This window comes from Saccharothrix sp. 6-C (genome assembly GCF_016695385.1).
Classification (GTDB): domain Bacteria; phylum Actinomycetota; class Actinomycetes; order Mycobacteriales; family Pseudonocardiaceae; genus Actinosynnema; species Actinosynnema texasense.
On record NZ_CP064192.1, the window covers coordinates 3,539,183 to 3,563,663 of the forward strand.

Here is a 24,481-nt window from a genome sequence, read left to right on the forward strand (position 1 = left end):
ACCGCGTGTCGCGGGTGTACTCCTTCCCCTTGACGGAATACGTCCCACCCCGCTGGTGCTCGGGCTTCCCACCGGCCGCCGCAGTCTCGCTCACGGTCCCGAGCCTACGTCGCCGTCCCGTCCCCGGCCTCTCACGCGGGGTGTGCGGTGAGGCTGGTGAGGGAGGCTTGGCCCGGTTGCCAGGTGGGGGTGGCGACGGCGAGGTACCTGGCCGTCGTGTCGAGGGGCAGGTCGGCGTGGCGGTGGCGGGGGACCGGGGTCGGTCGGCTGTAGGTCCGGCCGTCGGTGCTGGTGCTGACGGTGCAGTCGGGGACCCGGCCGGCGGTCCAGGTCAGGTCCACCCGGGCGATGTGGTGGGACGCGCCGAGGTCGACCACCATCCGGCCCGCCGGTCCCGGGGTCCAGGCGGTGTCCGGGTCGTCGTCGACGGCGGCGGAGGGGGTGGACATGCCCGGCGGCAGGGGAGAGGTGGGGTAGGTGGTCCGGCCCAGGGCCAGGTCGGCGAGGGGGTGGGGGCGGGCGTGCGGGATCGTGACGTCGCGACGCACGCCCGGTGGCAGGGTGACCGGGACGCGGTGGCCGTCGGCGGACACCAGGGTCAGCCGGGCGACCCGGCCGGCGCCGGTCAGGGTGACCCGCGCGCCGTTGTGCACGACCGCGGTCACCCCGACCGGCACGTCGCCTTCCAGGGTGAACCGGGGCGGTTCGACGCGGGCGGTCGCCGGGGGCATCCGCAGGCCGTGGTCGGTGCCGGTCGGCGTCACGACCTGGTGGCCCGGGTAGAGGCGCAGCGCGCGGCGGTCCTGGCGCAGCGACACGGTGCCGTCGGCCGCGGTGTCGGAGAGGTTGAACAGGCTGAGGAACCCGTCGGCGGCACTGGCGCGGACGGTGGCGGGCGAGCAGCTCGGCGCGCCCGCCGCGGCCAGGGCAGGCAGGTCGACCGGCCGCGCGTAGCCCTCGACCACGAACCCGGCGGCCGGCCCGTCGGACAGCACCACGGTGTCGCCGGTGACCGTGATCGGGTTCGGCGACCCGTGCACGACGAACCCCGCGCGCCCGTCCACGTCCAACCAGCCGCCCGTGCTGCGCAGGTCCGGCCTCGGGTACTCGGCCGCCGTCGACCACGTCACGCCGTCCGGTGACGTCTCGACCCGGTAGGCCCGCCCGGCCGCCGCTTCCCAGTACAGCCGCACCCGGTCCACCGCGACCGGGCCGCCGAGGTCCACCGCGAGCCAGCTGTCGGCCCGGCCCCGGTCCGCCCGCGACACCGCCCACCGCGTGGTGTGGCTGCCGTCCGTGGCCGACCCGGGCTCGCGGCCGGTGTCCCACGACGACGCCGTCGTGACCCGGCCGCGCGCCAGGTCCGGCCCGTCCGACGCGCGCACCTCCACCGTGAACAGCGAGTACCCGTAGGTCTGGTGCGGCGAGACGCCGACCACGCGCACGTGCCGCGCCGTCACCGCGCCGAACACCAGGTCGTCCACCCGCGCGACACCCGGCGGCAGGACGCGCGAATCCGCGGAGGCCACGGTGACGGCGCCTTCGGCCGCGGTGTACGCGCGGGAACCGTCGAGCCCCGGCACGCCCGGCATGGTCAGGTTGTGCACGTCGACCCGGCCCTCGCCGGCCGCCAACCCCGACGTCGCGTAGACGACCGTGCCGGTGGGCAGGGTCGCCGTGCCGACGTGGCCGCCGTCGAACGCCAGCAGGCTCGCCGCGCCGTCGAACCCGTCGCGAACCCCCTGGCACACCACCGCGGAACGCCCGCGAACGGCCAGTGACGTCGAGGGCACGAGCATGGGTGTGCCGCCGCCGACCACGAACAGCCAGTCGTCGTGCCCCGGCTGCCAGGCGAACTTCACGTACCCCGCCTTGGTCACGGTCCCCGCCCACGCCCGCGCCGACTGGTGCGCGACCAGTCCGGGTTCGACGCCGTAGTCGGTGACGCCGGCCGCCGAGGCGAAGAACTCCTCCTCCGACACCGGCTCCACCACCGGCCCGGTGCGGTTGCGCCACTCGTGCAGCAGGTAGCTGATCGCGAGCTCCGCCCGCGCTTCCGGCTCGTACTTCGCCTCACCGGAGAACTTCGCCAGCCGGTGCACGGGCGGGTAGGCCTGGTAGGCGGTGAGCCGCGCCGCCAGCGCCGCCTCCGCACGGGCCGCCAGCCGGTCGCCCAGCACCTGGGAGCGGAACGCCAGCGGGATCACGTCACGGCCGTAGAGGTGCTCCCGGTCGTCCACCATCGGCATCAGCGGCTCGCCCGCGTCGCTCATCGTGGCGAGGATCGTGCGCCACAGCCGCTCGCCGTTGGGCTGCGCGGTCAGCACCTCCGGCAGCGGTGTGCCGGCCAGCAGGAAGTGCGCCGCGTTGCGGCCGGACGTGCGCCACAGCTCTTCCTGGTAGTGCGGCCCGTACGAGCCGTGGTTCTCCACGATGAACGTGTCGTGCGCGTTCGCGGCGGTGTTCGCCGAGACCGGCACGCCGTCCACCACGGCCGGGTTGGCCAGGTCGGCGGCCGGCAACCCGGCCTCGTTGCGGCTCCACCGGCCGAACGCCTCGCGCCACGCGTGCGCGTCCGGGTCGTCGGCGGCCCACGCCAGCCCCGGCGCGAGGGCCTGCGTGTAGACGCCCATCTCCTCCAGCTTCGTGTCGCCCCGGTACCCGCCCGCGGGCCCGTTGGGCGTCCACCCGCCGGAACGCGGGTCGTCCCCCGTGCCGAGCGCGGCCGTGTACGCGGCCTGACCGCGGGCGATCGCGTCGACGGCGGCCCGCGTCGACGGGTCGAGGTCGGCCCACAGCAGGCGGGCGGCGAGCACGAAGTACGACTGGAACGTGGTGTCCCAGAACAACGTCTTGCCCCACTCCGACCCGCCTGCCAGCACGTTGCTCGCGGCGAAGTGCCGGATCGTGTCCACGGTGTGCGCGTGCAGCGCCGACTTGGCCACGCCGGTGAGGTCGGCGTCGTAGTCGCCCCTGGTCAGCAGCACGGCGTTGCCGAGGACGACGGCGAACCCGAAGTCCGTCCGCCGGTACCGGCCCGCCACCGGGTCGTACTGCTGCTCGGCCCACCTCGTGTGGCGCGACAACACCTCGTAGTACACCCGCGCCACGGGGTCCGCGCCGGCCGGGGGCTCGGCGAACGCGAACCGGGGCGCGAGCGCCAACCCGCTGCCCACGCCCACCGCCCACAGCAGCTGACGACGGTTGATCCGCATGTCCGGCACCTTTCTCACGCGCAGGCCAACCGGGCTTCGGCCCAGTCGGCGTGGTCGAAGTTGCGGCCGTCGCCGCCGTCGGTCACGCGGAGGCCGACCATCCGCACACCGGTGGTGTCCACGGTGATCGGCCGGGCCGGGTCACCGCCGCGCAGCACGCCGCTGTCGTAGAGCAGCCGGTCGTCGCCGAAGACCTGGAACACCACCGAGCCCGGTTCCGCCGTCTCGTCGTCCAAGCCGATCACCGCGGTCAGCTCCCGGCACCCGCCGCCCAGGTAGACCGACAGGTCGGACGGCGCGTGCACGCCCACGCCCTTCCTGTAGACGACACCGCCGATGGTCAGCGGGTTGCCGTCGCCGCCGGCGTTCTCGCCGTTGGACCGGTCCCGCTCGACCGGCCCCCACCCGTTGCCCGCGCTCATGAACGGCAGGTCGCTCACGTACGGCTCGCCGGTGGGCACGGGTGGCGGCACGAACGCGCGCACGGCCTGCTCCACGTGCACCCGGGCGTGGCCCGGCGCGCGGAACTCGGCGGACACCGGCACGTCGACCGCGCCCACCGGGCTGTCCTCGCCCACCCGCACGGTCCACCGGCCGGTCAGCGCCTCACCGGGCCGCAGGGCGCGTCGCGTGACCGGCGCGCCGGTCACCGTCCACCCCTCGGGCGCCGCCGCCGTCAGCACGACGTCCTCGATCGCGGCTTCGGCCGTGAAGCTCCCCGTGACCTCGAACGTCGACCCCTTCGCCGCGTCGACCACTCCCGACGGCGCGACCGCGAGCATGGTGGCGGGCACCGGCACGACCGGCCGGTCGCACGTCAGCGTCCCCGGCCGGTAGGGGCAGATCACCGCCGCGAACCCGCCGTCGCGCGGCGCCGCGACCTCCAGCGCCGCCGACGACCGCGCGATCCGGGCGTCCCGCCGCACGTCACCGCGCCCCTCGCCGTCCCGCACCACCTCGACCAGCCACTGCCCGCCGCCCAGGAACCCCAGCGGGGCCCGCAGCGTGCGGGGGTCGCCGGCCGCCACCGCGCCGACGAACCAGCGGTCGCCGGACCGCCGCGCCACCACCGCGTGATCGGACGGGTCACCGCCCAGCACGCGGGTCTCGTCCCACGCGGTCGGCACCTGGTCCAGGTACCGCAACGCCTCCGGGAACCGCTCGTAGGCCTCCGGCTTGTCCGCGAAGTGCGTCCACCCCGACTCGTAGAGCACCGGCAGCGCGACCTCGTGCGCGACCGACGCCTCCTTCGGCCCGACCTCCAACGACACCGGCGTGTAGTCCATCGACCCGACCGCGTTGCGGGTGAAGGACTGCACCGGGTTGTTCGCCGCCGGCGGCGAGTTCTCCGCGCCGCGCACGGCCTCCATCGTCATCACGTGCGGCCACGTCCGGGCCAGGCCGTGCGGGATGGTCGAGCCGTGGAAGTTCACCATCAGCCGCAGCTCGGCGGTCTTCGCCAGCACCGCGTCGTACCACTGGTAGCGGGCCCGGGAGTCGGACTCCATGAAGTCGAGCTTCACGCCCCGCACACCCCACCGGCGCACCTCGGGCAGCACGGTGTCGCGCTCGGCCTGCGTGTCCAGCGCGGTCCAGTGGAACCACAGCAGCACCTCGACGCCCTTGGCGCGGGCGTAGCGGACCAGCTCCGGCACCCACGTGTCGCGCCAGCCCTCGTCCACCAGCACGTACTCCCAGCCGTGGCGGGCGGCGAAGTCCACGTACCGCTTCTGCCGCTCGAAGTCGCCGGGGCTGGCGTGCTCGCTCAGCCACGACCACGCGACCTTGCCCGGCCGCACCCACGACGTGTCGGCGACCTTGGACGGGGAGGCGAGGTCGTCCACCAGGGTCGACTCGCCGACGGTCGCGAGGGAGCCCACGATCGCGACGCGCCACGGCGTGCGCGTGACGCCCGCGACCTGCTCGTCCGCGAGCACCACCCGGTAGTCGCCCGACCCGGCGGCGTGCCGCAGCCTGCCGCCCGGGTACCGGCCGTCCACATCGGACTCGGTGATCAGCGCGTAGTCCTCGCCCACCCGGAACAAGGAGGGGTGGCCGTACTCGCCCTCCGCCGCGCCCGCGGCCGTCGTGCGCACCCGGTTCGCCTCGTACCAGGCGTTGTAGGGCAGCAGCCAGGCCGGGGCGTCGGCCGGGAGCCGGAACGACGACGCCTCGCCGGTCACCGTGACGGGGTCCGGCACGGCGTACCGGTAGGCCACGCCGTCCGGCGCGACCCGCACCACCAGGTCCAGCCGAGCACCGCCCGCGCCGGCGAACGCCAGCGTGGTCTCGGTCATCCGGGTCTGCCGCCGCAGCCGCTTGCCGGTGGTCATCGCGTACCGCTCGGTCACGAGCCGATCGGTGCGGCCGACCGCCCGCAGGCCGCCGGTCAGGTCGACCTCGGCGGCGCGCAACCCGATCGGCGACGGCGCGAGCACCGTGCGGCCCTGTCGGGAGACGGCGAGCGCCAGGCCGCCGGTGCCGGGGTCGAGGGTCACGCGCGCGGCCACGGCGGAGCCGGGCGTGGTGATCACCCACTCGCCGGGCGCGGCCGACGCGGGCGCGACGGGAACCAGGAGCGAACCGAAGACGGCGAACAGGGCCACGAGCCGTGCCGCGACGACGCGGCGAAGCGATGACATCGTTGTCAACTCCCAGTGCTGGTCCCGTCGGGCGACAGTGGACGCCATCGTCAGCGCCCGGCCCGAACCGGGTCAAGGTCATCGACCGGACAGGTTCTGTCCTGGTGCGGGCCTTGACACGGGGTGGGCGGCACGCTTCGCGCGCCCGGCTCTGGCAGGCTGCCGCACAGGCGCCGCTGGGCGCGCCGCGGTGGAGGGATGGGGAGACGTGAGCGCTGAGGACCGCCGCTGGACCGATCGCGGTCAGGCCGTCGGGCACGGGGTGACCTGGCTGGCGCGGTGGAGCGCCCGCCTGGCGCTGGTCGCGATCGGCTTCTGGCTGCTGTGGACGCTGATCGGCAAGCTGTGGGTCGTGGTGATGCCGGTCCTGCTGGGCCTGCTGATCACGACCGTGCTCTGGCCGCCCGCCCGGTGGCTGCGCTCGCGCGGTGTGCCCGCCGCGCTGGCCGCGACGATCGTGCTGCTCGGCGGGCTGATCGTGCTCGGCGGCGTGGTGGCGCTGATCACCACGTCCATCGCGTCCGGCGTGCCCGAGATCGCCGACAGCGCGACCCGCGCCCTGCAACAAGCCCTCGACTGGGCGGCCGGTCCGCCGCTCAACATCGGCGAGAGCCAGCTCGACCAGTTGCTGCAACAGGGCATCGACCAGTTGCGCTCCAGCGTCGGGTCGATCGCGAACAGCCTGCTCACCGGCGTCGGCACGGTGACCTCCGGCCTCGTCACCGGCCTCGTCGCGCTGCTGCTGGCGTTCCTGTTCGTCAAGGACGGGCCGCGGTTCACGCCGTGGCTGCGCGGCGTGATCGGCGAGCGCGCCGGCGGGCACGTGACCGTCGTGCTGGACCGGGTCTGGACGACGCTGGGCGACTTCATCCGCACCCAGGCGATCGTGAGCCTGGTGGACGCGGTGCTGATCGGCCTCGGCCTGGTCGTGCTCGGCGTGCCGCTGGCCGTGCCGCTGGCGGCGTTGACGTTCCTCGGCGGGTTCGTGCCGATCGTCGGCGCGTTCATCGCGGGCGCCCTGGCCGTGCTCGTCGCCCTGGTCAGCAACGGGCCGACCACCGCGCTGATCATGCTGGTGATCGTGGTGGTGGTGCAGCAGGTGGAGGGCAACGTCCTGCAGCCGGTGCTCCAGTCGCGCAGCCTGCGCCTGCACGCCGCCGTCGTCCTGCTCGCGGTGACGGCGGGCAGCACCCTCTACGGCATCGCGGGCGCGTTCCTCGCCGTGCCGGTGGTGGCCGCGGTGGCGGTCGTGCTGCGCTACCTGGGCGAGGTCATCGACCGGCGCACCGCGGAGCAGCCGGCCGTTCCCGACCGGCCGGACGACCCGGACCGCGTGCCGGACGCGGAGCCGCCGCGCGCCTGACCACCCGGGCGGCCGGACAGCGGGCCCTGCGGCCGGGAACCCGGCCGCGCGACCGGGTACCGGCTCTGCTGCCGAAGGCCCGGCTCGCGGCGGCATCGGCAAGCCGCAGCGAGCCGCCTTCGGCGGTCCGCCACCGCGTCCCAGGCCGGTGAGAGCGTTCCCAGGACGGTGACGTCAGGGTTCGCCGCGTCGCCGATCGCGATCACGCGATGACGGCCCGCGATGGGCCCGCAGACGATCGGATCCGGCCCCGACCTGCGCGGTTATCATGCGCGGATGCTCCGACGCACATACGACGACCAGGTCTGCTCCATCGCGCGCGCCCTCGAAGTCGTCGGCGAGCGCTGGACGCTGTTGATCGTGCGGGACGCGCTCTCGGGGGTCACCCGGTTCGACGGTTTCCTCCACCGACTGCCCATCGCGCGCAACGTGCTCAGCGACCGGCTCAACAGCCTGGTCGAGTTCGGCGTGCTGGACCGCGTGCTCTACCAGGACCGGCCGCCGCGCCACGAGTACCGGCTCACCGCCAAGGGGCGCGAGCTGCTGCCGGTGGTGCTGTCGCTCATGGCGTGGGGCGACGAGCACATGCCCGCGCAGGACGGACCGCCCGCCGTGGCCGAGCACGCGGCCTGCGGCGGTGTCGTCCGCACGCGGATGATCTGCGACTGCTGCGAGCGGGAGGTCGCGCCCGGCGTGGTGTTCAGGCGGCCGAGCGACGCCGCCACCCCACCGGGAACGGCGGCGGGATAGGTCGACCGCCGGCAGGACCCGCGCCGGCTCGCCGGCCGTGCGGCGCCGGCGACAGCGGCACGCTTCAGCCCCGACCCGGCCGCACCCCGCGCGTGAGCACTCCGCCGACGAGCCGTGCGGCCGATGAGTCCCGGCCTCGACGATCGAGCCCCGGCGTGCCCGTACCACCGGGTAACTTGAAGAGCCGGTCGTGTCGATCAGGTGGCGCGCAGTGACGATCCGGTGCCACCACCGGACGTGGCCGTGGCTAGGATTCGGTCCACCGACGCGTGGACCGACGGTGTCCGGTCGACGACGGGCGTGCGCGCGGCGTGCGTGACGGTGGGGGTTGGGTGTGACGAGCCGGTTCGGCGCTCTGCTGCGGCGCTGGCGGCAGCGGGCCGGGTTGAGCCAGGACGACCTGGCCGAACGCGCCGGGCTCGGTGTCCGCACCGTGCGCGGGCTGGAGACCGGGCAGCGCGGCAACCCCCAGGTGCGCACCGTGCGGCTGCTGGCCGACGCGCTGGGCCTGGACGGCGCGGAGCGCGCCGAGCTGTTCACCGCCGCCGGCCACGCCGAGCCCGCCGACCCGGACGAGGACCTGCCCGCGCGGGTCGGGCCCGTCGGCGGGCCGCGGCGGACGCCCGCGCCGGCCCTCGGCGCCGACCCGCTGGTCGAGGCGACGGACGCGCTCGCCTACGCGGTGCACGCCCGGTGGCGGCGGGAAGAAGAGCAGCAGCAGGTGCACGACCCGGTGCCGCTGCCGGTCCGCTGGCGCCCCGCGCCCGACGCGTTGCGCGACAGCTGGGCCAACACGCGGCTGGCCCAGCCGGGCCGGACCGCGCGGCCCCTCGACCTCACCGGGCGGCTCGACCAGGTGGTGGAGGTCTACCGGCGGGTGCCGTCGTCCCGGCTGATCGTGCTCGGCCGGGCCGGCGCGGGCAAGACGATCCTCACCACGCGGTTCGTGCTGGACCTGCTGGCCGCCCGCGCGCCGGCCGACCCGGTGCCGGTGATCTTCGGCCTCGGCTCGTGGAACCCGGTCCGCGCCGAGCTGCGGGACTGGCTCGCCGAGCAGCTGGTGCGCGACCACCCCGGTCTCGCCGCCCCCGGCCCCGGCGGGTCGACGCTGGCCGCCGCGCTGGTCGACGCCCACCGCGTGCTGCCCGTGCTGGACGGGTTCGACGAGGTGGCGGGCGGCCTGCACCGGGCGGCGCTGGCCGCGTTGAACGCCACCACCCTGCCGCTGCTGCTGACCAGCCGGGTCGACGAGTACCGGGCCGCGGTGCGGGCCACCGGCGTGCTCCGGGCGGCCGGCGCGGTGGAGCTGGTCGACCTCGACGCGGCCGACGTCGCCGACTACCTGCCGCGCACCACCGGGCAGCGCGCGACCGGACACTCGGGCACCGTCTGGCAACCCGTGCTGGACCACGTGCGGGACCACCCGGACAGCCCGCTCGCGGCCGTGCTGACCACCCCGCTGATGGTGGCGCTCGCGCGCCGGATCTACAGCGACACCCCCGGCCACGACCCGGCGGAGCTGGTCGACGCGGACCGGTTCGGCGACCGCGACGCGATCGAACGGCACCTGCTCGGCGGGTTCGTGCCCGCCGCGTACCAGGAGCGGCGCGGCGGCCGGGCCCACGACGCCGACCAGGTCCGCCGCTGGCTCGGCCACCTCGCCGACCACCTGACCCGGCTCGGCACGCACGACCTGGCCTGGTGGCAGCTCGGCACCTCGATGAGCAGGCGGGCCAGGACCCTGGTGGTGGCGCTGGTCGTGTTCGCCGGGGTCTGGCTGGGCGACGTGGTGGTCGAGGGCAGCCTGCTGCCCGGGGTGGCCCCCGCGGAGCTGGTGGGCCTCGGCGCCGTGGTCGCGCTGCTCGCCGGTGTGTCGTTCGGGTTGGTGCACGGGCACCTGGCACGGGTCCAGCCGCTCGAACCGGTCCGGTTCCGGCTGCGGCTGCGGGCCCGTTCGGGGGTGGCGTGGCGGCGGGTGCGGGTCAGCGCCCGGATGGGGTTGCTGTTCGGCGCGCTGGTCGGCTGCTCCTACGGGTTGGTGATGATCCTGACGAAGTGGCTGATCTCCGACCTGCCCGTGACGCCGGCGATGGTCTTCGTCGACGCCGGGGTGTTCACCGCGGTGTTCGCGTCCGGCGCGGCGCTCGCCTTCGGGCTGATCGCCGCGGGCGAGTCGCCGCAGGACATCCGCTCGGCGGCGAGCCCGGCCGGGCTGCTCGAGTCGAACCGGAAGACCGTGCTCCTCCAGCTCGCCCTGTTCGGGCCGCTGTTCGCGGTGTTCTTCTCGGCCATGACGTGGCTCATCGCGACGGCGTTGATGTCGCTGCCGGGCGGCGGCCCGTTCGGCGTGGTGATCGCCTGGCCCGGGTTGGCCGGACTGCTGCTGGGTCTCGTCGGCGGGTTCGGCGGCGGCTTCGGCTACCTGATCAGCATGACCGCGTGGGGCCAGTGGGTGGTGTTCGCCCGCTTCTGGCTGCCGCTGACCGGCCGGTTGCCCTGGGCCGTGCACGCGTTCCTCGACGACGCCTGTCGGCGGGGTGTGCTGCGCCGTGCGGGCGCGGTCTACCAGTTCCGCCACGCCCGTCTTCAAGATCACCTGGCCGAGGCGCACCGCGACCGGTCTTGACCCTTTCGACGCCCGTTCTCCCAGGTCAGGCACACCGGCCATAGATGGCCGCCCCACGGCCTGTCCATGGCCGCCCCCTCGTCGTGAGCATTGGCGGCGTCGGCGAGGCCGGCTTGGGGAGGGGGACGGCGGATGTCCGGAGGGGAACCCGCGCCGACGACTGGCGCGGTTAACTGGGACGCGTACAGCCACGAGGAGCTGTACCGGATGCTGTGGCAGGACGCGGACGTCGCGGACGTCAGCGTGGTCGCCACCGAGTGGGCGCAGCACCGCGTCGCGCTCGACACGCACGCCGGAGTGTTGCGGGAGCAGCGGGTCGCGCTGCTCGACGGCTGGCACGGCCCGGCGGCGGAGGAAGCGGCCGACCGGCTGGCCGCGCTGGCCGCCCGGGTGGAGAAGATCAGCGAACTGGCGCACGCGGGTCACCGCGCGGCGCAGGAGGCGGCCGACGCGCTGGCCAGGGCACGGGCCATGATGCCGCCACCACCGGCCGCGCCCGCCGACCCGGCCGCCGGTGACCGGGCCGATGACCGGGGGAGCACCACGCGGTCCGCGTTCGCCACGGCGTTCCCGCCGGTCGCGCCGCCGACCATGCCGACCGCGCCGGCGATCCCGGTCCCACCACCTCCGCCGGCCTTCCCGTCCGCGCCGACGTTCCCGGCCCCACCACCTCCGCTGACGTTCCCGTCCGCGCCGGCCGCGCTCGCGTTCCCGACGGCACCGGGGTTGCCGGCGATCCCGACCTCCACCCCGGCCTCCTTCTCGTCCGTGCCGGACTTCGCCTCGATGTTCGCCCCGACCGGGACCACCACGGCCTCCGGCACGGGCGCCGCGTTCGGCGCGGTGGGCGGGGCCGGGTTCAGCTTCTACTTCGGCGCGTCCACCCTGGACCAGCAGAAGGCCGACGCGGTGCGGGCCATGCAGACCTACGAGTCGAGCCTCGTGGGCGGGAGCAAGCTGATCGACGGGGCGCGGGGCGCGATCCCGCCCGCCTCGCAGACGACGAGCGCGAACGGGCCGGCGGCCGGAGGGGTGCCGGGCGGCCCGACGACGGGAACGCGCGGCGGCGGCGTGCCGTGGACCCGCCTGCTCGGAGGCGGCGGCTCGGGCATCGCGCCGGGCACGGGCTCGGCCATCGGCGGTTCCGCACCGCCCTCCGGCCACGGCGTGCCGCTCGGCCCCGGATCGAGGGTCGGCGTGCCGGCGGGCGCGGGCGGTGCGTTCGGCCTGCCGGTCGGACCGCTCACCGGCGACGCCGCCGCCCGTGGCACGACGCAGGCCGCGATGGCGCCGCCGGTCGGCGCCCGCGCGACCGGTGACGACGACGAGCCGCACGAGAACCGGATGCCGACCATCGACCACGGCCTGTTCACCGTGGACGAGCCGGTCAGCCCGGCGGTCATCGGCCAGACGACGGGAGCGCAGCAGTGAACGCGGGGTACCGGGTCGAGCTCGACCTGATCGAGGACCGGATCGCCACGCTCACCAGGCTGGGCGACCTGACCGGTGAGCTGGTCACGGCCGTGAGCAGGCTCGCCGAACGGCAACCGATGCTCGGCACCGCGCCGCCCGCCGTGGAGCTGGCGTCCCGGCTGCGCGCGGCGGCGGGGGAGTCCGGGCTGGCGGGCGAGGTGAGCGCGGCGCAACGCGAGGTGGTGGCGTTCCGGCAGGTGCTGGCCGACGCCAAGGCCTCCTACGCCGACGTGGACGACGACGCGGGAACGGCCGTGCGTGCCGCGGGCGAGCGGCCGGACGGGGCCGCGAGGTGACCGCCGCGATCGAGCACCGGGCCGTCTTCGACCCCGTCGAACTGGACCTGCTCGCCACGCACGCCGGCGTCGCCTTCCCGTTCCCGCTGCGGGTGCCGTCCGCCGGCCGGTTCACCCGCGAGCGCGACGAACTGCTCGCCGCCGCCGCGCACGCCTTGTGCGACCGCGGCCTGGCCACCGCGACCGGACCGGTCGGCGTCGCGGAAGAGCTGGTCTCCGCGTTGCGCGAGTACCGGGGCGCGGTCGACCTGGTCGTCATCGGCACCGAGGAGGCCACCGGCGCGGTGGCCATGGTCCACCGGGACCGGGCGGTGGTGTGCCGCCAGTCGCCGCTCGACGGGCGGGGCGCCGCGGTCCGCGTCACGGCGGTGCCGGCCACGGAGCTGGCCGACGAGCTCGCCGGCCTGGTCCCCGAGATGCGGGCGGCCCCGACCATGCCGATCACGTTGCCGCCCGGCGTGGTCGAGGACGCGGTGCGGATGGTCCGAGACCCGGAGGGAGACCTGCTCGTCCGGCGGCACGTGCGCGAGCTGGTCCGCGCCCGCGGCGGCGACGGAACCGCCGTCGACCGGCTGGTCGACCTGTTCCCGGCGGTGGCGGGCCGGGGCCAGCTCGGCGTCGTCCGCCGGACCGGCGACACCGTCACCCGGCCGCACGAGGTGTCGTGGCTGGACGGCGCGCGGGGACGGCTCCGGGTCGACCGGGGCGACACCGGCTGGGTGAGCGTCAACCCGCTGCGGCACGGCGAACTCGTCCGCCTGCTCGGCGAGACCGCGTCGGTCGCCCGCGCCTGAGGGCCGGGCCGACCACCGAAGACCACAAGTGGCAGAGGGAAGGGGAGGACCATGGATCCAGCGCAGTGGCTGGCGGACTACCGGGAGCGCCTCGAACGCGCGGCGCACGGCGCCCGTGCGGCGAGCGCGAGCCTGCGCGAGGTGGGCGCGACCGCGACATCGCCTCGTGGTGAGGTCAGCGTGACCGTGAACGCCGGGGGACTGCTCGACGACGTCACGCTGACGCCGGCGGCACGCAGGTTGGAGGCCGACGCCTTGTCCGTGCTCATCGTCGCCACCGCGCGCGAGGCGCAGCGGCTGGCCGGCGCGCGGATGGCCGAGGTGATGTCCGGCTACCTCGGCGAGGGCGAGGCGCTGGAGCGGATCACCGAGCACCAGCCCGCGGAGGTCGTGCGATGAGCCGGGGCGACTTCACCGTCGACCCCGAGCAGCTGCGCGGGCACGCGGGCAGGCTCGCGGGCCACGCCGACCGGCTCGCCGCGACGGGCGCCCGGTTGCCCGACGCGCTGGGGGAGCAGTCGCTCGGCTCGTTCGCCGGGTTCCTCACCGCCGGGTTGAGCGGCGCGATGGCCACGACGCTGGACGCGTTCGGCCACGTCGCGGCCGCGGTCGACCAGGTCGGCGGCGGCCTGCGGCAGGTGGCCGACCAGTACCAGCGCACCGACGACGACAGTTCCGCCGTGCTGACCGGGATCGAGACGGAGGTCGCCGAGTGGTGACGACACTGCCCCGCGCCGAGGCCGGCGAGACGTCACCGGACGCCGGCCGGATCGCCGCGCTGCTGGCCGAGCTGCGGACCGCGAGCGCCGCCGTCGACCGCAAGGAGTGGCTGTCGGGCGGCCTGGCCGGCGACCCGGACGCCCCGATCGGCACGATGAGCTCGACGGAACGGCCGCTGTCCGCGCTGGACGGCGCGGGCGTCGGGTTCCTCACCCCGATGATCTCGTTCCTGGAGGAGCCGCTCGACCAGCTGCGCGGCGACCCGGACTCGGTGTCCGCCGGCGCGGGCGAGTTCGACTCGGCGGGCAAGGACGCGACGTCCGTGGCCGACGAGTACCGGTCGTCGGTGGGCGCGGAGACCAGCGAGTGGTCCGGCCAGGCCGGGACGGACTACCTGAAAGCCGGCACCGAGCTGGCCGACGGCATCCTCTCGATCGGGGAGACCGCGCTGACCTCCGGCAAGGCGATGATCGCGGCCGGCGAGGTCGTGGCCAAGGTCGTCGCGGCCGTCACCCAGCTCATCACCGAGGCCCTCGCCAAGATCACGCCGATCATCACCCAGGCGCTCGCCGCCGCGCCCGCCACGTTCGGCCAGAGCCTCGCGGTGGCGATCCCGCAGTGCGTGCAGATCGCCGTCGAGTACGGCGGGAAGATCGCGGGCAAGCTGGCCGAGCTGCTGGCCGGCGGCGAGAACCTGATCAAGCTGGTGGAAGGCGCGCTCGGCGTGCTGAAGGTCGTCAAGGAAGTCGTGTCGTTCATCGGCGAGCAGAGCCAGTCGGGCTCTCCGAGTTCTCCGACCTCCCCGGGCGGCAAGCCGATCGGCGCGTCGGACCAGGCCACCGTGCCCGACGAAGACCCCACCCCGCCCCCGTCGACCACCTCGCGCGCGGAGGAACCCGCGTGACCGGCCGGAACCGTCGCCTGCTCGCCGGCGGCGTCGTCCTCGCCGTCACCGTCGCGGTCACCACGCCCGCCGTCGCGGTCGCCGCGCCGGCCGACCACCCCGCCACCCGGGCCGTGCTCGACCGCTACCAGGCGCAGGCCGGACCGGGCGCGGCCGTCCACGCCGGTGACGAGACCGGGTCGTGGACCCTGAGCAGCGGCACCGCCAAGATCGGCCAGAACCGGCCGGTCACGTCGACCGAGCACTTCCGGATCGGCAGCCAGACGCCGCTCGGGCTCGCGCACACGTCGTTCCCCGCGCGGGGGACGCGGGCGCCCGCCGACCCGTACCTGCCCGGCTACGTGGGCGGCAGGGTCGGCCCGTTCTTCTTCTGGACCGAGGGCACCACGAACACCGAGCTGACCTTCTGGAGCACCGCCGGCGCGATGGCGTCCACGTTGGAGGACCTGGCCGCCTTCTACGGCGCGCTCCTCGACGGGCGGGTCGTGTCGGCGGCGGCGCTCGCCGAGATGCGCCGGACCACCGCGCCGGACCACTCGTACGGGCTCGCGCTGTCCAGGGTGGACCTCACGTGCGGCGGTGAGGCGTGGGGCCACGACGGGGCGCTGCCCAACGGGCACTGCTCGATCACCCTGACCACCGACGACGGCCGGTTCGCGTCGCTGGTCACCAACGGGAACGTGGTCGGCTCCCGGCTCGTCTCGATCGAAGTGCTGGACACGGCGTTGTGCGAGGAGGCGGCATGATCCGACGACTGACCGCGGTGGCGATCGCAGGGGTGCTCGGCCTGCCCGGCGCCGGTGCGACCGCGACGGCGGCGAGCGGGCCGCCGGTGTTCACCGACGGCCAAGGGCTGACCGTGGTGAGCCAGCCCGCCTGGGTGGACGGCAACGAGCGGACGTTCGTGTTCACCGTGCGCACCGCCCAGGTGCCGGCCTACTCGGTGATGGAGGGGCAGGTCTCCGGCGAGCACACGATCATGGTGACCCTGCCCGAGGGCTACGACCAGGCCGCCGCCACGCGGTACCCGGTGCAGTACCACCTGCACGGGCACCCCGACCGCCCGAACACCGTCGCGAACCAGCGGATGTTCGAGGAGACCACGGTCGGCGTCCCGCTGATCACGGTGGCGCCCAACGGTTCCGGGCGGGGGTGGTACACGAACTGGCTGTACCCGCCCGCGTCGCTCGGCCCGCAGAACTGGGAGACCTTCCACCTGGACCAGGTGATCCCGTTCGTGGACGCCAACCTGCGCACGATCGCCCGCCGTGACGGGCGGGCGATCTCGGGGCACTCGATGGGCGGGTTCGGCGCCTTCCACTACGCCGAGCACCGGCCGGAGCTGTTCGGCTACGTCGGCGCGTTCTCCGGCGGGCTCGACCTGCTCAGCCAGGAACAGCGGGCGGCGGTCCTCGCCTCCACCCAACTGCCGGGGAGCGGCACGCCGACGGTGCCGGTGGAGTCCGTCTTCGGTCCGCCGATCTGGCCGTTCGACGGTGGGTGGAACCGGGAGAGCCCGGCGCAGCACGTGGCTTCGCTGCGCGGCATGGGGGTGGCGATGTACACGGGGAACGGCGGGGATCTCACCGTGAACCCGGTGCAGGCCATCATCGAGAACCGGGCGTGGGCGACCAACGTGGTGACGAGGGACCACCTGCTCGCAGCCGGCATCCCGCACACGTTCGTCGACTACGGCAACGGCAGCGGTTGGGCCGAGGGGTGCACGGGCAAGCACGCCGAACTGCCGTGCCTGCTGGCCGACATGGACCACTTCGTGAACCTGCTGATGACCACCCTGACCCACCCCTAGTCGGTGCGGCGTCGTCACCGTTCCCCATGCTCCGGTGACGACGCCACACCTCCCTGACCTGCGGTTTCGGCGTGGTCAGCTCCACTGACGGGTGCCAGGGGAGCGACGCGTGCTAGCCGGAGATCACGCCGTGCACGAAGCCCCGCCCAGGGTCACGCCGGCAGGCGTGCTCGCGGCGCCGTTGGCGGTGAAGCCGAGCGCCACCGAAGCGCCTGCCCCGAGCGACGGGGAGTACGAAGGCGCCGTCACGGTGACGGTCGTGCCGCTCTGGCTGAACGTGCCGTTCCACCCGCTGCCGATCGTCACGCCGGCCGGCAGGGTGAACACCACCTTCCACGGGTTGACCGCGCTCGTCGCGCTGTTCGTCACCGTCAACGACCCCTGGAAGCCGCCCTGCCAGGCGTTGTCCTGCCGCCACACGGCCTTGCACGCCCCGGAACCGTTGCCACCGGACGTGGTGGTGGTCGTGGTCGTCGTCGTGGTGGTCGTGGTGCCGCCACCGGTCGGCGGGAGCAGGTAGGGCTGCAGGATCGACTGCTTGGCCTGGTTCACCGTGGTCCAGTCGTCGCCGACGATCCCGCCGGTGTCACCCGAGTTCGGGTTCCACGCCCAGTACGTGAACGAGATGCCGCCGACGCCCTTGCCGGTGTAGGCCATCAGGTTCTCCAGCCACACCTTGTCCTTCGGGTTGGCCAGCGTGGAGCCGAACTCGCCCATCATCAACGGCGCGGTGCCGTTCTTGTACAGGTAGCCCCAGTACTTGTCCCAGATGGCGGGCAGGTTAGCCGGGAAGTCCGGCGCGGTGAACCACTTCTGCTCGAACACCGAGGTCGCGTACTCGTGCGGCGAGTAGACCAGCCGGTTCGCCACGTTCAGGCGCACCGGGAACTCGCCCGCCTTGGACAGGTTGCCGCCCCACCAGCCGCAGTCCTCGTCGTTGGACGGGTCGTTGTCCCACGTGTCGGACAGCCCGCCGCTGGGGCAGCTCACGCCCTCGACGAAGATCAGCCAGTTCGGCTGCACGGACAGGATCGCGTTGCCCGCCCGCTCGGCCGCCAGCCGCCAGTCGCGCTCCACGACGCCGCAGCCCCAGCACGCGCCGGTGGCGTTGGGGTTGGTCCCCTCGGCGTGCGGCTCGTTGTGCAGGTCGGCGCCGATCACCGTGGTGTTGCCCGCGTACCGCTGCGCGAGCATCTTCCAGTCGTTGATCCAGGTGCTCTCGGGCACGGTCGCCGTGTACCAGAGCGCGGACTGCCCGGCGCTGGTCGGGCGGTGCCGGTCGAGGATGATGCGCATCCCCTTCTGGCCCGCGTAGTCGATGACCTTGTCCAGGATCTGCAACGGCGACAGCCCGACCAGGTCGGGGTTGGTGAAGTCGTTGACGCCCGACGCCGTCGCGCCCGGCTTGAGCGCGTCGTTGGAGAACGGCACGCGCAGGGTGTTGTAGCCGAGCGAGGCCATCTGGTCGAGCTGCTGCTTCCACGTGCGGCTGGACCACAGCCCGTGGAACGTCTTGTTGTCGGTCTCCATGCCGAACCAGTTGATGCCGGTCAGCCGGACCGTCGCGCCGGTGCTGTCCACGATCTTGTTGCCCGCGGTGTGCAGGTAACCACCGGCCGGGGCCGCCGTGACCTGTCCCGCCGTCGCCATCGCGACGACCCCGCTGACGGCGACCGCCGCCGTCAGCAGAGCGCCGAAGATGGATCTCCGTTGCCGCATACCGCTCTCCTTCGAGGATGTTCGCAACGCGTTCTGGGAGCGCTCCCAGACGGAGAGTAGTGACGGCGGTCATGCTTCACAAGCACGAGATTCCAGGTGGTCAGCGCACTCCGCGCGGCCGGAACTGGATGCTCACGCGGGGTCCGACCGCTTTGCCCGCTTTGGGCACCGCGTGCTCCCACGTCCGCTGGCACGACCCGCCCATGACGATCAGGTCGCCGTGGCCGAGGGCGTACCGGACGGTCGCGCCGCCGCCGCGCGGGCGCAACGCCAACGCGCGCGGCGTGCCGACGGAGACGATCGCGACCATCGTGTCCTCGGTGGAACCTCGCCCGATCGTGTCACCGTGCCAGGCCACGGAGTCGCGGCCGTCGCGGTAGTAGCAGAGGCCGGCGGTCCGGAACGGCTCGCCCAGCTCGTCGGCGTACCAGGCGCTCAAGCCGTCCCGTGCCTCGGTCAGCACCGGGTCGGGGAGGGGGGCGTCCTCGCCGTAGAAGCAGAGCAGGCGCGGCACGTCGACCACGCGCTCGTACATCTGCCTGCGCTCGGCCCGCCAGGGCACCTCGGCGACCAGGCGTCGGAACACCGCGTCCGCGCCGGTCAGCCAGCCGGGGAGCACGTCGACCCACGCGCCGTCGCCCAGCTCGGTCCGCCGCGCACCGGTCAGCGGGCGCAGCGCGGGCGCCTGGGCGCCGTCATCGAACAGCGACACCTGCATGAGGTCAGCATAGCCCGGGGATCGAACACCCGTTCGATCCCAATAGGCTCTATAGCTTCAGTGTTAACTGAAAAATTTAGGCATCCGGTTCGGGCTTGCGACGGCGGCCACCGGCGCGGACCTGCTTCGACGCGTCGTCGGCCGACTCGGCCTGCGGCTGCCCGGCGGCGGCCGCGTCGGCGGTGCCCGGGTGGTCGGCGAGCAGGATGGCGGCCAGCTCGTCGTAGATAGGTGTGCTGCTCATGGAAGATCCTCTACCCCGTTTGGACGGAAGTTACACGCCTGTTCGGAGAGGGGTGCGGCCAGGGTTGCGAAAACGATCGACGGCGAACGGGTGGGGCCCGGCCCGGGGGAGGAGAGCCGGGCCCCACCGGGGTCACGCCGGGGTCAGCCAGACCACGCCCGCCGCCGGCAACCGCAACGCCGCCGACGCGGGCAGGCCGTCCAGCGGTTCGCCGACCGCCGCCACCTCGCCGTTGACCACGCCCGACCCGCCGTACCCGGGCAGGTCGGTGTTCAGCGCCTCCCGCCACGGCCCGGTGCGCGGCAGGCCCAGCCGATAGTCGTGGTGGGCCACGCCGGCGAAGTTGACCGCGCAGACGAGCACCGAGCCGTCCGCGCCGTGCCGCTGGAACGCGATCACGTTGTTCGCCGCGTCGTCGGCGCGGATCCAGGAGAACCCGTCGGGCGTGGTGTCGAGGGTGTGCAGGGCCGGTTCACGCCGGTAGACCTCGTTGAGGTCGGCGACCATCCGCTGGATGCCGCGGTGGTAGTTCATCCCGCCGTGCTCGGCGAGCAGCCACCACGGCAGCGAGTCGTCGGCGTCCCACTCCCACGGTTGGCCGAACTCGCCGCCCATGAACAGCAGTTGCTTGCCGGGGTGGGCCCACTGGTAGGCGAGCAGGGCGCGGACGCCCGCGGCCTTGCGGGCGTCGTCGCCGGGCATGCGCTGCCACAGGGAACCCTTGCCGTGCACGACCTCGTCGTGGGAGAGGGGCAGGAGGTAGTGCTCGCTCCACGCGTACTCGATCGAGTGGGTGATCTCGTGGTGGTGGTGCGCCCGCCGGATGGGGTCGTTGCGCAGGTAGCGCAGCGCGTCGTGCATCCAGCCCATGTTCCACTTGAAGTCGAACTTGAGGCCGTCGTCGTCGGTGACGCCGGGCCAGGCGGTGGACTCCTCGGCGAAGACCAGCACGTCGTCCGGCGCGGCCTCGTTCAGCTCGCGCAGGAACGCGACCGCCTCCAGGTTCTCCCGCCCGCCGTGCTCGTTGGGCAGCCAGTGGCCGTCCGGGCGCGAGTAGTCGAGGTACAGCATGGAGGCCACCGCGTCGACCCGCAGCCCGTCCAGGTGGAACTCGGTGAGCCAGTAGAGGGCCGAGGAGACGAGGAAGTTCCGCACCTCGGGACGGCCCAGGTCGAACACGAGAGTGCCCCAGTCGGGGTGTTCGCCCCGGCGCGGATCGGGGTGCTCGTAGAGCGGTGCGCCGTCGAAGCGGGCCAGCGCCCAGGCGTCGCGGGGGAAGTGGGCGGGCACCCAGTCGAGGATGACGCCGATGCCGAGGGAGTGGAGGTGGTCGACCAGGTGCCGGAAGTCGTCGGGCGTGCCGAACCGGGCGGTGGGCGCGTAGTAGGAGGTGGCTTGGTACCCCCACGATCCGCCGAACGGGTGCTCGGTGGCGGGCAGCAGCTCCACGTGGGTGAAGCCCATCTCCCGCGCGTACTCGCCGAGCTCGACGGCCAGCTCCCGGTAGGAGAGGCCGGCGCGCCAGGAACCGAGGTGCACCTCGTACACGCTGATCGGGGCGCGGCGCCAGTCGACGGTGCGTCGGCGGGCGATCCAGTCGTGGTCGTGCCACTCGTGGTGGGTGTCGGCCACGACGGAGGCGTTGGCGGGTGGGACCTCGGTGGCGAAGGCCAGGGGGTCGGCGTGCTCGTGCCAGCCGCCGTCGGCGCCCAGGACGCGGAACTTGTACCGGCAGCCGGGTCGCACGCCGGGCACGAACAGCTCCCAGACGCCCGCGCCGAGGTGGCGCATGGGCGTGCCCCGGCCCACCCACGCGTCGAAGTCGCCGGCGACGCGGACGCCGCGGGCGTTGGGCGCCCACACCGCGAAGGCGACGCCGTCGTCTCGCGGGTGGGCGCCGAGCACGTCCCAGAGCCGGGGGTGCTCACCGCGGGCGATGAGGTCCAGGTCGGTGGGTGACACGGTCGGTGGGTGCGCGTAGGGGTCTTCGACCACGCGTGGTCCTCGGCCGGTGTCGACTTCGAACCGGTAGTCGGTGACCGGGCCGGGGAGCACGCCGGAGAACAGGCCGTGCGCGAGGTCGGTGAGCGGGTGTCGGACGCCGTCGGCGACGACGGTGACGGCGTGCGCGCCGGGTTGCAGGGTGCGCACGACGGTGCCGGGTCCGGCGGGGTGCGCGCCGAGGAGGGCGTGCGGGTCGCGGTGGTCGCCGACCAGGAGCCGGTCGACCTCTTCGAGGGTCGGGAGGACGGCGGTCATGACGCGGCTCCGAGGATGCGGGTGATCGCGCCGAGGGGGATGGAGACCCAGTCGGGGCGGTGCGCCCGCTCGTAGGCGACCTCGTAGACGGCTTTGTCCAGTTCGAGGGCGTGCAGCAGCGCGGGTTGCCCACGCGGGTCGTCGAGGACTTCGGCGTAGCCGTCGCAGAACGCGTCGCGCATCCGCTGCGCCCACGCCGTGTCGGCCGCGCCGCCGTGGTGGGCGGCGTAGTCGAAGGAGCGCAGCATGGTGGCGACGTCCTGGAGCGGGTGGCGCAGCGCGTTGCGCTCCGCGAGGGGCTGCCCCGGTTCGCCCTCGAAGTCGATCAGGGTCCAGCGGCCGTTCGCGCGCAGCACCTGCCCCAGGTGCAGGTCGCCGTGCACGCGTTGCAGGGTGAACGGTCCGCGTGCGGCGCGGACGCGGTCGAAGGCCTCCCGCAGGGCCCGCTCGTGCGGCGCGAGCTCCGGGATGCCGTCCGCGAGCGCGGCGAACCGCAGGTGCAGGCGGTCGGCGGTGTCGGAGAGGTCGTCGACGGCGATGTTGCGCGGCTGGAACGCACGGGCCAGGGCGCTGTGCACGGTGGCGACGGAGCGGCCCAGCTCGGCGGCCTCCCCGGCGAACGCGGCGCGGTCGGTGGTGGCGAGGGTCCAGCCGTCCTGGGCGTCGGGCAGGAACTCCTGCAGGATGCCGAGGGCGGCGGGGACGCCGTCGACCTCGGTGGTGAGGGCGCCGAGCATCCGCGCGACGTGGTGGGCGCCCACGGCGTGCAGGGCGCGGTGGAGTTCGATGTCGGGGTGCGGGCCGGGCAGCACCCGGCGGAACAGCTTGAGGATGTACCGGTCGCCGAGGATCAGCGACGTGTTGCTCTGCTCGACGGGCAGGACCCGGGCGGGCAGGTCGAGCGCGACGCGGGTGCCGGGCTCGGTCTCGAACACGGGTCCGTCGGAGGTGCCGTGGAGGCGTTCGAGGAGCCGGGACATCAGCTCGCGGTCGTGGGTGGCCGCGTAGACGACGCCGTGGGGGGTGTCGAGGATGGCGGCGTCGGCGAGGTCGTCGGGCAACGACGGCCGCTTGCCCAGCAGCAGCTGGTACTGCTCGCCGTCGACGGACACGAGGGCGTGCAGCAGCGCCGGGTCGCCGTGCAGCAGCGGGGTGACGCGTTCGAGGCGCACGGCCTGCGGCGTCCGGTCCTTGGCCGCGTACCAGCGCTGGCGGGGCAGCCAGTCGGTGAGCGCGCCGGCGAGGGTGTCCACCGCGGTCGTCATGACGCACCGCCTTCGAGTCGGAACCAGTAGAAGCCGTGCCCGGGGAGGGTGAGCTGGTAGCGCTCGCCGCCGACGGCGGGGAACCGCGCGCCGCCGGTGAGCTCGACCGGGACGGCGCCGTCGAGGCCGGGCAGCTTCACGTCCACCGCCTGCGGGTGGCTGGAGAAGTTGAAGACGCACAGCAGCGTCTCGTCGTCGTGGCGGCGCAGGTAGGCGAGTACGGCGGTGTTGGACACGTCGGCTTCGGCGAACGTGCCGAGGCCGAAGGTCTCGTGCTCGCGGCGCACCGCGAGCATCCGGCGGGTCCAGTTGAGCAGGGACGCCTGGACGGGCCGCTGGGCCTCGACGTTGACGGCCTGGTAGCCGTAGACGGTGTCGCTGACCGCGGGCAGGTACAGCTTGCCGGGGTCGGCGGTGGAGAACCCGGCGTTGCGGTCGGGGGTCCACTGCATCGGGGTGCGCACGCCGTCCCGGTCGGGCAGCCAGATGTTGTCGCCCATGCCGATCTCGTCGCCGTAGTACAGGACGGGTGAGCCGGGCATGGACAGCAGGACGGCGGTGAGCAGCTCGTGCTGGGCGCGGTCGTTGTCCAGCAGGGGAGCCAGGCGGCGGCGGATGCCGACGTTGGCCTTCATCCGGGGTTCCGGGGCGTACTGCTCGTAGAGGAACTCGCGTTCCTCGTCGGTGACCATCTCCAGGGTGAGCTCGTCGTGGTTGCGCAGGAACAGGCCCCACTGCGCGCCGGTCGGGATGTCCGGCGTGCGGGCCAGGATCTCGGACACCGGCAGCGCGGACTCCTTGCGCAGCGCCATGAACAGGCGGGGCATCAGCGGGAAGTGGAACGCCATGTGGCACTCGTCACCGCCGACCTCGGGGTCGCCGAAGTAGTGGGCGACGTCGGCGGGCCACTGGTTGGCCTCGGCGAGCAGGACCCGACCGGGGTACTCGTCGTCGACGACCTTGCGGACGAGCTTGAGGAAGTCGTGCGTCTCGGGCAGGTTCTCGTTGTTGGTGCCGTCGCGCTCGAACAGGTAGGGCACGGCGTCGAGGCGGAAGCCGTCGATGCCCAGGTCGAGCCAGAACCTCAGCACGTCGAGCATGGCGCTCTGCACGGCGGGGTTGTCGTAGTTGAGGTCCGGCTGGTGGGAGAAGAAGCGGTGCCAGTAGAACTGGTTGCGCTCGGTGTCCCAGGTCCAGTTGGACTTCTCGGTGTCGATGAAGATGATGCGGGTCTCGTCGTAGCGCTGGTCGGTGTCGCTCCACACGTAGAAGTCGCCGAACGGGCCCTCGGGGTCGCGGCGCGACTCCTGGAACCACGGGTGCGCCGACGAGGTGTGGTTCATGACCAGGTCGGTGATGACCTTCATGCCGCGGCGGTGCGCGGAGTCGAGCAGCCGGACGAAGTCGCCCAGCTCGCCGAACTCGGGGCGCACGGCGCGGAAGTCGCTGATGTCGTAGCCGCCGTCGTTCATGGGCGAGGCGTAGAACGGGGGCAGCCAGACGCAGTCCACGCCCAGCCACTCCAGGTAGTCCAGCTTGGACTCGAGGCCGGCGAGGTCGCCGACGCCGTCGCCGTTGGCGTCGGCGAAGGCGCTGACCAGCACCTCGTAGAAGACCGCCCGCTTGAACCAGTCCGCGGCGCCGGGGTCGGTCAGGGCTCTGTCGTTGTTGCGGGTCACGGGG

19 protein-coding genes are annotated in these 24,481 nt (G+C 73.8%); 11 read left to right on the forward strand and 8 right to left on the reverse strand.

The window, feature by feature from the left end; translation table 11 throughout:
• Window positions 1-131: 131 nt before the first annotated feature.
• Both IOD16_RS40980 and IOD16_RS15180 read right to left on the reverse strand, forming a co-directional pair.
• Window positions 132-3,215, reverse strand: coding sequence for a discoidin domain-containing protein (locus IOD16_RS40980; RefSeq protein WP_201440583.1), 3,084 nt, complete (start codon window positions 3,213-3,215; stop codon window positions 132-134).
• Window positions 3,216-3,229: 14 nt separating this feature from the next.
• Window positions 3,230-5,857, reverse strand: a complete 2,628-nt coding sequence (locus tag IOD16_RS15180; protein WP_201440584.1) for a glycoside hydrolase family 97 catalytic domain-containing protein — start codon at window positions 5,855-5,857, stop codon at window positions 3,230-3,232.
• 208 nt (window positions 5,858-6,065) lie between these two features.
• On the opposite strand from IOD16_RS15180, the gene IOD16_RS15185 reads away from it, so the two are divergent.
• From IOD16_RS15185 to IOD16_RS15235, 11 genes are all read left to right on the forward strand, one after another.
• The gene (locus IOD16_RS15185) at window positions 6,066-7,220 is read left to right on the forward strand and encodes an AI-2E family transporter (RefSeq protein WP_201440585.1); all 1,155 of its coding nucleotides are present in this window, start codon (window positions 6,066-6,068) and stop codon (window positions 7,218-7,220) included.
• A gap of 276 nt (window positions 7,221-7,496) precedes the next feature.
• Window positions 7,497-7,970, forward strand: coding sequence for a winged helix-turn-helix transcriptional regulator (locus IOD16_RS15190; protein ID WP_201440586.1), 474 nt, complete (start codon window positions 7,497-7,499; stop codon window positions 7,968-7,970).
• A 334-nt stretch (window positions 7,971-8,304) separates the two neighbouring features.
• Entirely contained in the window at window positions 8,305-10,596 is a 2,292-nt protein-coding gene (locus tag IOD16_RS15195; RefSeq protein WP_201440587.1) for a helix-turn-helix domain-containing protein, read from the forward strand.
• Window positions 10,597-10,728: 132 nt separating this feature from the next.
• Window positions 10,729-12,027 (forward strand): hypothetical protein, encoded by a 1,299-nt coding sequence (locus IOD16_RS15200; RefSeq protein WP_201440588.1) that lies wholly within the window; start codon window positions 10,729-10,731, stop codon window positions 12,025-12,027.
• Window positions 12,024-12,365 (forward strand): hypothetical protein, encoded by a 342-nt coding sequence (locus tag IOD16_RS15205; protein ID WP_201440589.1) that lies wholly within the window; start codon window positions 12,024-12,026, stop codon window positions 12,363-12,365. Before IOD16_RS15200 ends, IOD16_RS15205 begins: the two co-directional genes overlap by 4 nt.
• Entirely contained in the window at window positions 12,362-13,159 is a 798-nt protein-coding gene (locus IOD16_RS15210; RefSeq protein ID WP_201440590.1) for an ESX secretion-associated protein EspG, read from the forward strand. Before IOD16_RS15205 ends, IOD16_RS15210 begins: the two co-directional genes overlap by 4 nt.
• Window positions 13,160-13,210: 51 nt before the next feature.
• Entirely contained in the window at window positions 13,211-13,558 is a 348-nt protein-coding gene (locus IOD16_RS15215) for a YbaB/EbfC family nucleoid-associated protein (RefSeq protein ID WP_201440591.1), read from the forward strand.
• Window positions 13,555-13,878: a WXG100 family type VII secretion target gene (locus tag IOD16_RS15220; protein WP_201440592.1), complete on the forward strand. Its 324-nt coding sequence runs from the start codon at window positions 13,555-13,557 to the stop codon at window positions 13,876-13,878. Before IOD16_RS15215 ends, IOD16_RS15220 begins: the two co-directional genes overlap by 4 nt.
• A complete protein-coding gene (locus IOD16_RS15225) occupies window positions 13,875-14,783 on the forward strand; it encodes a WXG100 family type VII secretion target (protein WP_201440593.1) in 909 nt (302 codons plus the stop codon). Before IOD16_RS15220 ends, IOD16_RS15225 begins: the two co-directional genes overlap by 4 nt.
• Window positions 14,780-15,529, forward strand: coding sequence for a serine hydrolase (locus tag IOD16_RS15230; protein WP_201440594.1), 750 nt, complete (start codon window positions 14,780-14,782; stop codon window positions 15,527-15,529). Before IOD16_RS15225 ends, IOD16_RS15230 begins: the two co-directional genes overlap by 4 nt.
• On the forward strand, window positions 15,526-16,593 hold the full coding sequence (locus IOD16_RS15235) for an alpha/beta hydrolase (protein ID WP_201440595.1): 1,068 nt from the start codon (window positions 15,526-15,528) through the stop codon (window positions 16,591-16,593). The genes IOD16_RS15230 and IOD16_RS15235 overlap by 4 nt, the downstream gene beginning before the upstream one ends.
• Before the next feature lie 123 nt (window positions 16,594-16,716).
• Here the strand turns inward: IOD16_RS15235 and IOD16_RS15240 are convergent, their stop codons facing one another.
• The 6 genes from IOD16_RS15240 to treS all read right to left on the reverse strand — a co-directional run bounded on the left by IOD16_RS15240 (window position 16,717) and on the right by treS (window position 24,477).
• A complete protein-coding gene (locus IOD16_RS15240) occupies window positions 16,717-18,312 on the reverse strand; it encodes a cellulase family glycosylhydrolase (protein ID WP_201440596.1) in 1,596 nt (531 codons plus the stop codon).
• 100 nt (window positions 18,313-18,412) lie between these two features.
• Window positions 18,413-19,030 carry an alpha-ketoglutarate-dependent dioxygenase AlkB gene (locus tag IOD16_RS15245; RefSeq protein ID WP_201440597.1) on the reverse strand — a complete coding sequence of 206 codons (618 nt, stop codon included), beginning with the start codon at window positions 19,028-19,030 and terminating at the stop codon, window positions 18,413-18,415.
• 76 nt (window positions 19,031-19,106) lie between these two features.
• Window positions 19,107-19,274 carry a hypothetical protein gene (locus IOD16_RS15250; protein WP_170184915.1) on the reverse strand — a complete coding sequence of 56 codons (168 nt, stop codon included), beginning with the start codon at window positions 19,272-19,274 and terminating at the stop codon, window positions 19,107-19,109.
• Window positions 19,275-19,406: 132 nt separating this feature from the next.
• The gene (gene glgB / locus IOD16_RS15255; protein ID WP_201440598.1) at window positions 19,407-21,533 is read right to left on the reverse strand and encodes a 1,4-alpha-glucan branching protein GlgB; all 2,127 of its coding nucleotides are present in this window, start codon (window positions 21,531-21,533) and stop codon (window positions 19,407-19,409) included.
• A complete protein-coding gene (locus IOD16_RS15260; RefSeq protein ID WP_201440599.1) occupies window positions 21,530-22,798 on the reverse strand; it encodes a maltokinase N-terminal cap-like domain-containing protein in 1,269 nt (422 codons plus the stop codon). Before IOD16_RS15260 ends, glgB begins: the two co-directional genes overlap by 4 nt.
• Window positions 22,795-24,477 (reverse strand): maltose alpha-D-glucosyltransferase, encoded by a 1,683-nt coding sequence (treS, locus tag IOD16_RS15265; RefSeq protein WP_201440600.1) that lies wholly within the window; start codon window positions 24,475-24,477, stop codon window positions 22,795-22,797. Before treS ends, IOD16_RS15260 begins: the two co-directional genes overlap by 4 nt.
• Between the last annotated feature and the right edge of the window lie 4 nt (window positions 24,478-24,481).